Origin of the sequence: Bacillus sp. V3-13, from assembly GCF_002860165.1 — a bacterium.
Classification (GTDB): Bacteria; Bacillota; Bacilli; order Bacillales; family Cytobacillaceae; genus Bacillus_BJ.
In genome coordinates this window covers 76,714-89,534 of sequence record NZ_PGUZ01000022.1, presented here as the reverse complement: position 1 = coordinate 89,534, position 12,821 = coordinate 76,714, and the positions used below count along the sequence as shown (strand labels likewise).

Annotated in this window: 11 protein-coding genes; 8 read left to right on the top strand and 3 right to left on the bottom strand. The window is 45.5% G+C overall.

The annotated features are described in order from the left end of the window. Positions 1 to 112: 112 nt before the first annotated feature. Positions 113 to 1,432: a CBS domain-containing protein gene (locus CU633_RS09025; RefSeq protein WP_101659589.1), complete on the top strand. Its 1,320-nt coding sequence runs from the start codon at positions 113 to 115 to the stop codon at positions 1,430 to 1,432. 210 nt (positions 1,433 to 1,642) lie between these two features. On the opposite strand, the gene CU633_RS09020 is transcribed toward CU633_RS09025, so the two are convergent. Then, positions 1,643 to 1,960: a YtpI family protein gene (locus CU633_RS09020; RefSeq protein WP_101659587.1), complete on the bottom strand. Its 318-nt coding sequence runs from the start codon at positions 1,958 to 1,960 to the stop codon at positions 1,643 to 1,645. Positions 1,961 to 2,086: 126 nt separating this feature from the next. Here CU633_RS09020 and CU633_RS09015 point away from each other — a divergent pair, with 126 nt between their 5' ends. Beyond that, entirely contained in the window at positions 2,087 to 3,022 is a 936-nt protein-coding gene (locus CU633_RS09015; RefSeq protein WP_101659584.1) for a DHH family phosphoesterase, read from the top strand. A 34-nt stretch (positions 3,023 to 3,056) separates the two neighbouring features. On the opposite strand, the gene ytrI is transcribed toward CU633_RS09015, so the two are convergent. Both ytrI and CU633_RS09005 read right to left on the bottom strand, forming a co-directional pair. Beyond that, positions 3,057 to 3,560 (bottom strand): sporulation membrane protein YtrI, encoded by a 504-nt coding sequence (ytrI, locus tag CU633_RS09010; RefSeq protein WP_101659582.1) that lies wholly within the window; start codon positions 3,558 to 3,560, stop codon positions 3,057 to 3,059. Then, the gene (locus CU633_RS09005) at positions 3,557 to 3,898 is read right to left on the bottom strand and encodes a YtrH family sporulation protein (RefSeq protein WP_101659652.1); all 342 of its coding nucleotides are present in this window, start codon (positions 3,896 to 3,898) and stop codon (positions 3,557 to 3,559) included. Before CU633_RS09005 ends, ytrI begins: the two co-directional genes overlap by 4 nt. 189 nt (positions 3,899 to 4,087) lie before the next feature. Here CU633_RS09005 and dnaE point away from each other — a divergent pair, with 189 nt between their 5' ends. From dnaE to pfkA, 6 genes are all read left to right on the top strand, one after another. Beyond that, entirely contained in the window at positions 4,088 to 7,453 is a 3,366-nt protein-coding gene (gene dnaE, locus CU633_RS09000) for a DNA polymerase III subunit alpha (protein ID WP_101659580.1), read from the top strand. 128 nt (positions 7,454 to 7,581) lie between these two features. Continuing rightward, the gene (locus tag CU633_RS08995; RefSeq protein WP_101659578.1) at positions 7,582 to 8,820 is read left to right on the top strand and encodes an NAD(P)-dependent malic enzyme; all 1,239 of its coding nucleotides are present in this window, start codon (positions 7,582 to 7,584) and stop codon (positions 8,818 to 8,820) included. Positions 8,821 to 8,888: 68 nt separating this feature from the next. Next, positions 8,889 to 9,452 (top strand): FadR/GntR family transcriptional regulator, encoded by a 564-nt coding sequence (locus tag CU633_RS08990; protein ID WP_374703359.1) that lies wholly within the window; start codon positions 8,889 to 8,891, stop codon positions 9,450 to 9,452. Between the two features lie 191 nt (positions 9,453 to 9,643). Further along, positions 9,644 to 10,513, top strand: a complete 870-nt coding sequence (gene accD / locus CU633_RS08985) for an acetyl-CoA carboxylase, carboxyltransferase subunit beta (RefSeq protein ID WP_101659576.1) — start codon at positions 9,644 to 9,646, stop codon at positions 10,511 to 10,513. Further along, a complete protein-coding gene (gene accA, locus CU633_RS08980; RefSeq protein ID WP_101659574.1) occupies positions 10,507 to 11,484 on the top strand; it encodes an acetyl-CoA carboxylase carboxyl transferase subunit alpha in 978 nt (325 codons plus the stop codon). The genes accD and accA overlap by 7 nt, the downstream gene beginning before the upstream one ends. Positions 11,485 to 11,849: 365 nt before the next feature. Further along, positions 11,850 to 12,809 carry a 6-phosphofructokinase gene (gene pfkA / locus CU633_RS08975; RefSeq protein ID WP_101659572.1) on the top strand — a complete coding sequence of 320 codons (960 nt, stop codon included), beginning with the start codon at positions 11,850 to 11,852 and terminating at the stop codon, positions 12,807 to 12,809. Positions 12,810 to 12,821: the final 12 nt, after the last annotated feature.

The window sequence follows — 12,821 nt, the reverse complement described above, 5'->3', positions numbered from 1 at the left end:
TTACCGGAAGCTTGCATATCGAATTGTATTCATGGGTGTAAAGACCTTATAATAAAAGAAAAGAAAAATTTTCTAGGACAATCCGCGGAAATTTTTATAGAGGGTGAAGGTCTTGACAACAAAGCATGAACAAATACTGCAATATATCGATGAGCTTCCGGTCGGTGAAAAAATTTCTGTCCGCCAGATCGCCAAGGCGCTCGCTGTCAGTGAAGGCACAGCGTACAGGGCGATCAAGGATGCCGAGAACAAAGGCTATGTCAGCACGATCGAACGGGTCGGGACAATCCGCATTGAGCGCAAGAAAAAAGAAAACATTGAAAAGCTCACATATGCGGAAGTGGTCAATATTGTTGATGGCCAGGTTCTGGGGGGGAGAGCCGGCTTACATAAGACGCTTAATAAATTTGTCATTGGTGCGATGAAGCTTGACGCGATGATGCGCTATACAGGGGCAGGCAACCTGCTGATTGTCGGCAATCGGACGAGAGCGCACGAGCATGCTTTAAAAGCGGGCGCAGCCGTTTTAATAACAGGCGGTTTTGATACGGATGAAGATGTCAAAAAGCTTGCCGATGAATTGCAGCTTCCGATCATTTCAAGCAGCTATGATACATTTACGGTGGCGACGATGATCAACCGGGCCATTTATGACCAGTTAATTAAAAAGGAAATTGTCCTTGTGGAAGATATTTTAACTCCGCTTCAGGAAACGATATTTTTAAGAACGGATGAAAAAGTTTCTGATTGGCATAAGCATAACCAGGCGACGCAGCACGGCCGTTTCCCGGTTGTCGACCACAATATGAAGGTGCAGGGGATCGTGACTTCCAAAGATATCCTCGGCCACAGCCCCGACACCCCGATCGATAAAATTATGACAAAAAGCCCGATGACGGTCAGTGGAAAAACAAGCGTGGCATCGTCGGCGCATATGATGGTATGGGAAGGCATTGAAATGCTCCCGGTTGTCGATGACGGAAACAAGCTTGAGGGGATTATCAGCAGGCAGGATGTGCTAAAAGCGCTGCAAATGGTCCAGCGCCAGCCCCAGGTCGGTGAAACGATTGATGATATTGTCACAAACCAGCTTGTGTTAATAAAAGGAAAAACGAAGGGCGACGATGTTTACCGCTGTGAGGTTACCCCGCAGATGACGAACCATCTCGGGACGATCTCGTATGGAGTTTTTACGACGATTGTGTCCGAAGCAGCGAACCGGTTTCTAAGGGGCTATAAAAAAGGGGACATGGTTGTTGAAAATATGACCATATACTTTATCAAGCCTGTGCAAATAGACAGCGTTATCGAGATTTACCCGAAAGTTCTTGAAGTCGGAAGGAAATTTGGGAAAGTCGATGTCGAAGTCTTTAACGAGGGAATGCTTGTCGGCAAGGCGATGATGATGTGCCAGCTCATTGACCGGCAATAAGAAAAGCGGAAGCGACTCGAGGGGTTAGGCACTGGCCGACAAGAACGCCACGTCCTGTGGCATTGTCGGCACTAGTACGTCCTGTACGTCGGAGCTGGACATCGAAACGCCCAACTATAAGAAAAGCTTATATTTCCTATAGTTTAAAAAAGCCGTTTCCCGCTGATGGGAAACCGGCCTTAATCTCTGTTCAATTTCGAATGGATAAAATCAGGTGTTACTTGCTTTTTTTGCAAGCTCTTCGGCTTCTTCAATCGCTTTAGGCAGATAAAATTGATAAGTTTTATACCCGGCCCAGATGCTTAGTCCGCCGACGACAATAAAGACGGCACCAACAATATATGAAACCGTTGATCCGTATAGAAACAGCTGGTTGATTCCAAACAGGGCCACGAAAGCGCCAAGGGCAATCCTCGACTTTGAGGAAATCCATGCTTTTTCAAGAGGACGATTGGTCCTGAAAAATTTAACTTTATAAAATAAGTAAAATGAGAAAGATATGACGACTAAGATGACCAGAACTGGCATGTTTTACTCCTCCAAATTCGACAAGCTTCTCTTATTTTAACTATTTTGGACTGGAAAAGCTATTATTTGCATGTGAAACTGGTTCATTTTTCAAAAATATTGATGCTGACCAAAAGGAGTTAAATAATGATCGAAAAAATTTTAAATACAATCCGCCAATATGAAACGATTATTATTCACCGCCACGTTCGCCCCGATCCTGACGCCTACGGGTCACAAGGCGGTCTTGCCGGGATTTTGCGCACATCCTTCCCCGATAAAAAAATTTATGCCGTAGGAAAAGAAGATCCGTCCCTCCGCTTTCTAAATGAGCTTGACGTCATAGCTGACGAAGTATTCAAAGGGGCACTGGTAATCGTTTGTGATACGGCAAATGAAGAGAGAATTTGTGACAGCCGCTATAAACTCGGCGATAAGCTGATTAAGATCGACCACCACCCAAACGAGGATGCGTATGGGGATTTAATGTGGGTTGACACGGATGCCAGCTCAGTAAGTGAGATGATTTACGAGTTTTATTTGGCGGGAAAAGATCAAGGCTTAAAAATGTCCAACCAGGCAGCAAGGCTTATATACGCCGGAATAGTCGGGGATACGGGCAGATTCCTGTTTCCAAGCACGACAGAAAAGACGTTCAAGTATGCCAGTGAGCTGATCCATTATGATTTTTCCCGAACAGAGCTTTACGATCAAATGTATGAGCAAAAGCCAAATCTCGTCAAATTGAATGGCTATGTGCTGCAAAATTTCGAAATGCGCCCAACTGGTGCGGCATCGATGTTCCTGACAAAGGAATTGCTGGCCCGGTTTGATGTCGTTCCATCAGAAGCATCGCTGTTAGTCGGGGAGCTTGGAAATGTAAAAGGAATCAAAGCATGGGTGTTTTTTATTGAGGAAGAAGATCAAATCCGCGTCAGGCTCCGCTCCAAGGGGCCTGTGATCAACGGGATTGCCCGAAATTATCAAGGAGGCGGCCATCCGCTTGCCGCTGGTGCTTCGATCTATTCCTGGTCTGAGGCCGAGTCTGTGTTAAAAGAAATTGACGAGGCGTGTTTACAATAAGCAGCAGGCCCTGTACGAAGCAGGGCCACATCCATTATTCTTCAAGAGTGAGACGGAGCTTAATATACAAAGTTGTGTAGATGAATACTTCCTCAACCTTCATGTTGTACCTTTTATCGTTTATGGGTACGGGTTTATTTTCGATGACTCGTTTTAATAGTTCCCTGCTTTTATAAACGGTTTCCAAATCCTTTGCAAGCATCATTCTGATGTCCTCTTTTACGCTTTTTTCAGCCTCAAACACACTCAAAGGATCTAGGCGATATTTTTCGCCATTGCTTATTTCCACTTTTATTTCCTGCACGGTCAGCTGCTCGATATTTTTTTTGTTTAACTCCTTGTATTCTTCCTGCCAAATTTTTTTATCTTCCTCCAGCTCTTCAATATCATCTCTCAGTTTTTTAATATCTTTACTGTATTCCTCCTGCCAGACTCCGAATATATACAAAAAGATAAACCAGCTGATAAAACCGCCAATTGCCATTCCGGCAATAAAACGCTGCCAGCCCGGCTGGCGGTAATACTGAGGAATTCTCATTGGGAAATATGCTCCTGGGTCAGCCAATTAATTAGAACAGCCCCTGTTTTCGCGCCTCCGAAAGCCGAAAGAATCAGCAGCGATTGTTTGAAAAGATCTTTTGTTTCACTTTCAAGTATGCCTCGCTCAAAGCTGTAGACAGTATCGAATGTTCCGCCGATTGCCGCGATAATCGCCCAGATTCGGATCATGGCACCAAGTCTGGCAATCTCCGTCAGCGGCGGCTTCCCGGTTAAAAAAGCGGCCAACCCGCCGATAAGGGCTCCCCCGAGCAAGACACCGAGGGCAATAAAATAGCTTTCAATCAAACCGACAAAAAAGGGTTGTTTATGTTCCATAGTTTTATCCATCCCTCTATTTGATGATAAAGGCTCCGATAATTCATCATATGGACAATCCCCGCTAAATATGTTTATAAGATTGTCAGGAAATAAGGCCGGCTTAACTGAAGAAAAGAAAACATATTTTCTTTTTGAAATAGCAAGTTCTATAATGGTTAAGAGAAGAAGAATAAGGGTGTGAGTCATTTGTCATTTATCCACCTTCATGTATACAGTTCATATAGTCTCCTTAACAGTACAGCAACAATCGAACAGCTCGTGCGCGGCGCAAAGGAACGCGGCTTTCATGCGCTTGCCCTGACAGATCGAAATGTGATGTATGGAGCCGTTGCTTTTTATAAAGAATGCCTTAAACAAGAAATCAAGCCGATCCTTGGGCTGACAGTCGATGTGATCAGCGGATTAAGCGGTGATAGCGCATACCCTCTCGTTTTACTGGCTAAAAACGAACACGGTTTTAAAAACTTAATTAAAATAACAAGTGTTGTGCAAACGAAATCATCCGGAGGAATTCCCGTAAAATGGCTCAAGCATTATGCAGAAGGAATTTTTGCCCTAACGCCAGGTGAAGAAGGTGAAATAGAGCAATATTTATTAAACGGTGAACCTGAAAAAGCGCTTGAAGTCGCCGCGGCATTTACAGCAATCTTTGAAAAAGAGCATTTTTTCATCAGCCTGCAAAAGCACGGCGCTCCGGAAAGACCCGGGTCGATTGAGGAGCTGGTCAAGCTTGCCGGTTCGGCAGGCATTCAGGCGGTCGCGACAAACCGGGTTCATTATTTGGACAAAGAGGATGCTTTTGCCCATGAATGCCTGCTGGCGATCAAGAATGGTGAAAAACTCCACGATCAGCAGCGTGAAAAGCTCCCAAGCGACCAATTTTATTTGAAAACGGGCAAAGAAATGGCCGAGTTGTTTGCGGATTACCCGGACGCTTTAGAAAATACGATCAAAATCGCAAAAAATTGCAATGTGCTCCTTGAAATGAATAAACAATATCTTCCCAAGTATCCAGTTGAACATGGAGTGTCGGCGGAGGATATGCTTGAAAGCCTTTGTTATCAAGGCTTGGAAGAAAGGTATCGAAATCCGGGCAAGGAGCATCGTGATCGTCTTGCCTTCGAGCTTGGAATCATCCAAAAAATGAATTTCAGCGATTACTTTTTAATCGTTTGGGATTTTATGAAGTACGCGAGGGACGCGGGGATTCTGACTGGCCCGGGCAGGGGCTCTGCCGCCGGCTCACTCGTGGCCTATGTGTTATATATTACGGATGTCGATCCGATTGAACATGATTTATTATTTGAACGGTTTCTGAATCCTGAACGGATTTCCATGCCTGATATCGATATTGATTTTCCAGATCACCGCCGTGATGAAGTCATCAAATATGTTGCCAGAAAGTATGGCGAACTCCATGTTGCGCAAATCGCGACATTCGGGACACTGGCGGCGAAAGCGGCCGTTCGCGATACTGGAAGGGCATTTGGCTTGAATACAAAGGAGCTGGACAGGCTGTCGAGATTGATCCCCTCAAAGCTGGGGATCCGCCTGGCAACGGCGTACGAGGAATCGGCTCCCCTGCGGCAGTTTGTCGAGGAATCAGACTTTAACAGGCGTCTTTTCGAAACAGCAAAGAAAATTGAAGGACTGCCGCGGCATACTTCGACCCATGCTGCCGGTGTTGTGATCAGTGAGCAGCCGCTAATCAACCTTGTCCCGATTCAGAGCGGGCATGACGAAGTGTTCCTGACCCAATATTCGATGGAGCATTTGGAAGATATCGGACTGTTAAAAATGGACTTTCTTGGCCTCAGAAACCTGTCTCTCCTTGAATCGGTTATAAACGATATTCAGAGAAAGACCGGCACGAAGATTGATATTCATTCCATCCCTTTTAACGACAGCAAAACTTTTGAGCTGTTAAGCCGCGGCGATACGACGGGGATTTTTCAGCTTGAATCAGAGGGGATGCGCAAAGTGCTGACAAGGTTAAAGCCGACACACTTTGAGGACATCGTTGCCGTAAACGCCCTGTACCGTCCGGGCCCGATGGAGAATATTCCGCTTTATATCGACCGCAAGCACGGGCGCCGGCAAATCGAGTATCCGCATCCCGACCTTGAGCTGATCTTGAAGAACACATACGGAGTGATCGTCTATCAAGAGCAAATTATGCAAATCGCTTCCAAAATGGCAGGCTTCACATTGGGGGAAGCAGATTTGCTCAGGCGGGCCGTCAGCAAGAAGCAAAAAGCAGTTCTCGATAAAGAAAGAAGCCATTTCGTTCAAGGTTCGCTCAAGCAAGGCTACAATGAGCAGACAGCGAATGAGCTGTACGATTTGATCGTCCGCTTTGCCAATTATGGATTCAACCGGAGCCATGCGGTCGCCTACAGCTTTATTGCTTACCAGCTCGCCTATTTGAAGGCTCATTATCCGTTGTTCTTCATGGCAGCGCTGTTAACGTCGGCCACAGGGAACGAGTCCAAGCTGATCCAGTACATTCGCGAATTGAAACAGATGAATATCAGCATCCTGCCTCCTTCCATCAATAAAAGCGGGTACTCATTTCTCGTCGAACAAGATTCGATCCGCTACAGTCTCGCAGCGATCAAAGGAGTAGGGGCAGCTGCGTTAAAGGAGATATTTTCGGCCCGCAAACAGAAGCGGTTTGAAGATATTTTCGATTTTTGTCTCCGCGTTTCTGCAAAAGCAGCCAATCGCAAAACGCTTGAAGCGTTCGTTCATTCCGGCTGCTTTGATGAATTTGGCCACGATCGGGCAGTGCTGCTTGCAAGCATAGATGTCGCGCTCGATCATGCCCTGCTCGTAAAACCGGAAGGGGTGGAGAATGGCGATTTATTCGCTGATGATGATTTCTTCCCTAAACCGAAGCATGTTGAAGTGGATCCGATCGGAATTGAAGAAAAGCTATCGTCCGAAAAAGAAGTGCTCGGCCTATATTTATCAGACCACCCGCTATCCTTATTCGAGCAGCAGTTAAGAGCTGCGAAAATCCCGTCGCTTTGGGATTTAACTGTTCCGGGAAAAAGGGTTCGCACCGCTGCCTATATCACGGAGGTGAATAAAATCCGCACAAAAAAAGGCGAGGCAATGGCTTTTGTTACATTGAGCGATCCAGGTGCCGAGCTTGAAGCGGTTGCCTTTCCGCAAGTATTCAGCAAAAATGCGCTCCTCTTAAAACAAGGAAACACCGTATTGCTTGATGGCAAGCTTGAGGAAAGAGACGGGAAAAAGCAGCTGATCATTCAGGCCGTCCATTCTTTGAAGGATTGGGCGGAACAATCGGGGAAAAATAAACCGGCCCTGTATTTAAAAATAAGCCGCGATAAAGAAAATCCGGAGCAGCTCAACCGCTTAAAGGAGATCTTAAAGGCCTTCAAAGGCGGCATTCATGTCGTTCTTCATTATGAAAGTACTGAAAAAACGGTGCGATTGGCTGACACTATCAAAGTCGATGGTTCAAAAAATTGTCTTGCTGAATTAACTGCTTTTCTTGGAAAAAGCAATGTTATTTTAAAAGAATAGTTCTTTACATCCTTTTCAAGTATGGTATATTGATAAGAAGATGCGTGGTCTGACCACTGGATGGGGCGTTACCTGAGCCTTGTCTGCGATATGCTGATGTTTTTTGAAGAATGAAAGGGTGGGGAAACTTGAGTTTACGTGAAGAAGCATTGCACATGCATCGCGTTAATAAAGGCAAATTAGAATCGAAATCCAAAGTCGAGGTTAAGAATGCCAGAGACCTTAGTCTTGCGTATTCACCGGGTGTCGCCGAACCTTGCAAAGAAATCTATGACAAACCGGAAACGGTCTATGACTATACGATGAAAGGCAACATGGTGGCGGTTGTTTCCGACGGGACTGCGGTTTTGGGTCTTGGAAATATCGGCCCTGAAGCTGCTTTGCCGGTAATGGAAGGGAAGGCTGTTCTATTTAAAAGCTTTGCAGGAGTCGATGCTTTTCCGATTTGTCTTGGAACGACGGATGTGGACAAGATTATTGAAACAGTCAAGCTTCTTGAACCGACCTTTGGCGGGGTGAATCTTGAAGATATTGCCGCTCCAAATTGCTTTGTGATTGAAGAACGATTGAAAAAAGAAACGAATATTCCCATCTTTCATGATGATCAGCATGGCACTGCAATCGTTACCGTTGCCGGGCTCGTTAACGCCCTGAAGATTGTCGGCAAAAAAATGAACGAAATCAAAGTTGTTGCAAACGGTGCCGGAGCGGCTGGTATTGCGATTATTAAGCTGTTATACAGCTACGGGGTCAGGGATATTATCATGTGCGATACAAAAGGCGCCATATATGAAGGACGTCCTCAAGGAATGAACAGCATTAAGGAAGATGTCGCCAAATATACGAATCGGGGAAAATTAGAAGGAAGTCTTGCCGATGTGCTAAGCGGTGCCGATGTGTTTATTGGCGTTTCGGTTGAGGGAGCTTTAACAATCGAAATGATTAAAAAAATGAATCCCGATCCAATCATTTTTGCAATGGCCAACCCGAATCCGGAGATCATGCCTGCAGATGCAAAAGAAGCAGGAGCAAAGGTAATCGGGACCGGCCGATCCGATTTTCCGAACCAGGTGAACAATGTCCTTGCCTTTCCGGGTATTTTTAGGGGGGCACTTGACGTCCGGGCTACCCATATCAATGAAAAAATGAAGGTGGCCGCAGTAGAAGCGATTGCCGGCCTTATTACCGAGGATGAACTCCATGCCGATTATGTGATTCCCGGCCCGTTTGACGCAAGGGTGGCACCTGCAGTGGCAGCGGCTGTAGCGAGAGCGGCAATGGAAACGGGTGTTGCGCGAATTAAAGTCGATCCTGAGGAAATAAAAGAAAAGACCCGGCACCTTGCCATTATCGGGAAAAGCGAGTGAAGAAAAAAGTGAACTCCTCAGAGCGCCATTCGAAGATTTACATTGAAATTGTCAAGCAGCTTCGAAACATGATTGAAGAAGACGGGCTTAAGCCTGGTGACAAAATTCCTTCTGAACGCGAGCTTTCGGAGCGCCTGAATGTCGGGCGCTCTTCCGTGAGGGAAGCATTGCGGGCAATCGAACTGTTGGGCTTGATTGAAACAAGACGCGGTGAAGGGACATTTTTGCGCGATTTCCGCGGACATCAGCTTGTCGAATTGCTCAGCACATTTATTCTTCAGGACGATAAAGCCAAGCGGGATATTACTGAAACAAAGCATTTAATCGAAATGGATTGCCTGCGGCTGATCCGGCAAAGAAATCCCCTTGAAAAACTTCATGACCTTGAAACATGGGTGAAGGACTCAGATGTTACTGAAGACGATTTTTTTTCAAAAGTTGTCAAGCTTTCTGATAATCATTTGTTTTGGCGAATGTGGACAATCTTGAAGGATTATTATAATTCTTTAAATTTATCGCAGGATCATCTCACCAAAAATGATTATCTTTCCTTAGTTAAAGCAATGATGAATAAAGAACAGAATCATTCTCTTGCTGTTTACAGGAAATTAAGAAACTTGTCGAGTGACTGACGACAGGTTCCTACATGTTTTAAAGGGTTATTTATATATATTATAGACAACCCTTTGGCATACTTAAGGCTTTAGTGGCCTGGCCGTTAAATGATTTTTTACTGTTCTTATTAAATATTTTTTATTGATCGTGATTTCGCTCCGCTCTTTTGACCAATTGCTTGAGCGTTACGAACAAGGGAGGTTTCACTTTGCTCAAAGAGATTTTCACAAAATCAAAAAAGAAAAAATATGCGACTATACCATCGGAAACAGCAAAGCAGGATGTTCCGGAAGGAATCATGACGAAATGTCCGAGATGCAAGAAAATCATGTACACGAAAGAGCTTGTGAAAAATTTAAAGGTTTGCACACACTGCGGTCATCATCATCAAATGAATTCACGGGAACGGATCGAAAGCTTCCTCGATGAAGGAAGCTTTCAGGAATTAAATAAAGAGATGGTGTCGAATAATCCGCTTGGCTTTCCCGATTATATAGAAAAGCTTGAAAAAGACCGGCAAAAGACGAATTTAAATGAGGCCGTCATTACAGGGACCGGTGCTGTTAACGGGATTAAGACCGTTACAGCTGTCATGGATGCAACCTTCCGAATGGGCAGCATGGGCTCGGTCGTCGGAGAAAAGATTACCAGGGCGATTGAGAAAGCAGATGAACTGTCGGTGCCGTTTATTATCTTTACGGCTTCAGGCGGTGCCCGAATGCAAGAAGGGGTGCTCAGTTTAATGCAAATGGCGAAAACGAGTGTCGCTCTGAAAAAATTCAGCGACAACGGCGGTTTAACGATCTCGATTATGACCCATCCGACAACTGGCGGAGTGTCAGCAAGCTTTGCGTCCCTTGGTGACTATAATATTGCCGAGCCTGGGGCACTGATTGGTTTTGCCGGTCGGAGAATCATTGAACAAACAATTCGCGAAGAGCTGCCCGAGGACTTTCAAACCGCAGAATTTTTACTGAAGCATGGCCAGCTTGATGCTGTCATCCCAAGGGCAGATTTAAAGGACCAAATCGGGTTAATCCTTGATATCCATACACCTGGAGGTGACCTGAAGTGGTAGGAGAGCTCGAATTCGAACGGCCGGTTATCGAATTAAGGAAAAAAATAACCGAGCTGAAGGAATTTACGAAAAGCACCGATGTAGATTTGTCTTCGGAAATAGAAAAGCTTGAAACAAGGCTTGAAAAGCTTGAGAAGGATATATACGAAAATATAAAACCGTGGGACAGGGTTCAAATTGCCAGACATCCAAACAGGCCGACAACGCTTGATTATATTCAGCTTTTGTTCACCGATTTCTTTGAATGCCATGGAGACCGTGCTTTCGGTGACGATGAAGCGATCGTTGGCGGGATTGCCAAATTCCATGGAATGCCTGTCACGGTGATCGGCCACCAGCGCGGAAAAGATACAAAGGAAAACATTCGCCGCAATTTTGGCATGCCCCATCCTGAAGGCTACCGCAAGGCATTAAGGCTAATGAAGCAGGCTGAGAAGTTCAACCGGGCAATTGTCTGCTTTATTGATACGAAGGGCGCTTATCCCGGCAAAGCCGCTGAAGAAAGAGGACAAAGTGAGGCAATTGCCCGCAATCTTTTTGAAATGGCGAGCTTAACAGTTCCGATCGTATGCATTGTCATCGGCGAAGGAGGAAGCGGCGGGGCGCTTGCGCTTGGTGTCGGCAACCACATCCACATGCTTGAGAACTCGACGTATTCAGTGATTTCCCCCGAAGGAGCAGCCGCCTTATTATGGAAGGATGCATCCCAGGCAAAACGCGCAGCCGAAAGCATGAAAATTACCGCCCCTGACTTGAAGGAACTCGGGATCATTGATCAAATTATTCCCGAAGTCAGAGGGGGGGCCCATAATGATGTCAAGCAACAGGCGGCAGAAATCAATGCAATCCTGAAACAATCATTAAAAGAATTGTCCGGACTTAGTGGTGATAAACTTGCCGCCCATCGTTATGAAAAGTATAAAGCAATTGGTGATTATTCGTTTTTAAATGAAGTGGCCGGGGTAAACTAAAAGCGTGCTTTTTACAGCACGTTTTCTTTTTTAGGAAATGTATTGTTTTCACCACGTTAATGTTGTTAACATGGGCTTTGCAGCTTAATATCTCCAATAAAACGCTTCCAGTTAACCGACAATTCCGTCTATATCGGATATGTTGAGGATTCAGTTGAGATAAGGGCATCTTCATGGTATTTTAGAAATATTCAAGGGTGTTCTGTTCATAATAGAAAAGCGGCAGCGGACCGTTACAAATCGGAGAAAGCACCCTGTATACGGGAATCGTCAGGCACGGGGATTGAGTGTTCCGGTTGCCCCTGCGTGTGATGCGGGTTTTATTTTCTTTTACATATTTTTATTACTAAATCGGGGTGATGACAGTGAAGAGAATCGGAGTATTGACAAGCGGCGGTGATTCGCCTGGAATGAATGCAGCTGTTCGCGCGGTTGTCCGGAAAGCCATATACCATAATATTGAAGTTTACGGTGTTTATGGAGGATATGCAGGGCTGATCAGCGGCAATATTAAAAAACTTGAACTTGGCTCTGTCGGGGACATTATTCACCGCGGCGGTACTGCTCTTTATTCAGCGCGCTGCGAAGAGTTTAAAACGAAGGAAGGCCAGCAAAAAGGAATTGAGCAATTAAAAAAGCTTTCCATTGACGGGCTTGTTGTCATTGGCGGTGACGGTTCGTACCGGGGGGCAAAAGCGTTAACTGAGCAGGGCTTCCCATGTGTCGGTGTTCCAGGCACGATTGATAATGATATTCCGGGAACTGAATATACAATCGGCTTTGATACAGCCTTAAATACAATTATTGACGCGATCGATAAAATCCGCGATACTGCTTCCTCCCATGAAAGAACATTTGTGATTGAAGTCATGGGAAGAGGCGCCGGGGACCTTGCTCTATGGTCTGGTCTTGCAGGCGGCGCGGAAACGATCCTGATCCCGGAGGAAGATTATGATATAAATGAGATCGCGGACCGCCTGAAAAAAGGACAGGAACGCGGGAAAAAGCACAGTATTATCGTGGTCGCCGAAGGCGTGATGAGCGGAGAAGAATTTGGAAGACAAATAAAAGAAGCGATTGATTTTGATACGCGCGTTACCGTGCTCGGGCACGTACAGCGCGGCGGGTCACCGACCGCTTTTGATCGTGTGCTCGCAAGCCGCCTTGGAGCTCGTGCTGTAGAGCTTTTATTGGAAGACAAAGGCGGACGCGCTGTCGGAATAGAGAAGAACCGGCTTGTAGATTATGATATTATTGAGGCTTTGGCAAAAGAGCATACGCTGGATCTTGACTTATATAAATTATCAAAGGAACTTTCAATATAATAAGTCCCTCAT

What these genes read in the sequence shown, in the direction of transcription:
- CU633_RS09020 (WP_101659587.1), bottom strand. Translation starts at nt 1,960, where the DNA reads ATGCCAGTTCTGGTCATCTTAGTCGTCATATCTTTCTCATTTTACTTA.
- CU633_RS09015 (WP_101659584.1), top strand. Translation starts at nt 2,087, where the DNA reads ATGATCGAAAAAATTTTAAATACAATCCGCCAATATGAAACGATTATT.
- ytrI (WP_101659582.1), bottom strand. Translation starts at nt 3,560, where the DNA reads ATGAGAATTCCTCAGTATTACCGCCAGCCGGGCTGGCAGCGTTTTATT.
- CU633_RS09005 (WP_101659652.1), bottom strand. Translation starts at nt 3,898, where the DNA reads ATGGAACATAAACAACCCTTTTTTGTCGGTTTGATTGAAAGCTATTTT.
- CU633_RS08990 (WP_374703359.1), top strand. Translation starts at nt 8,889, where the DNA reads ATGATTGAAGAAGACGGGCTTAAGCCTGGTGACAAAATTCCTTCTGAA.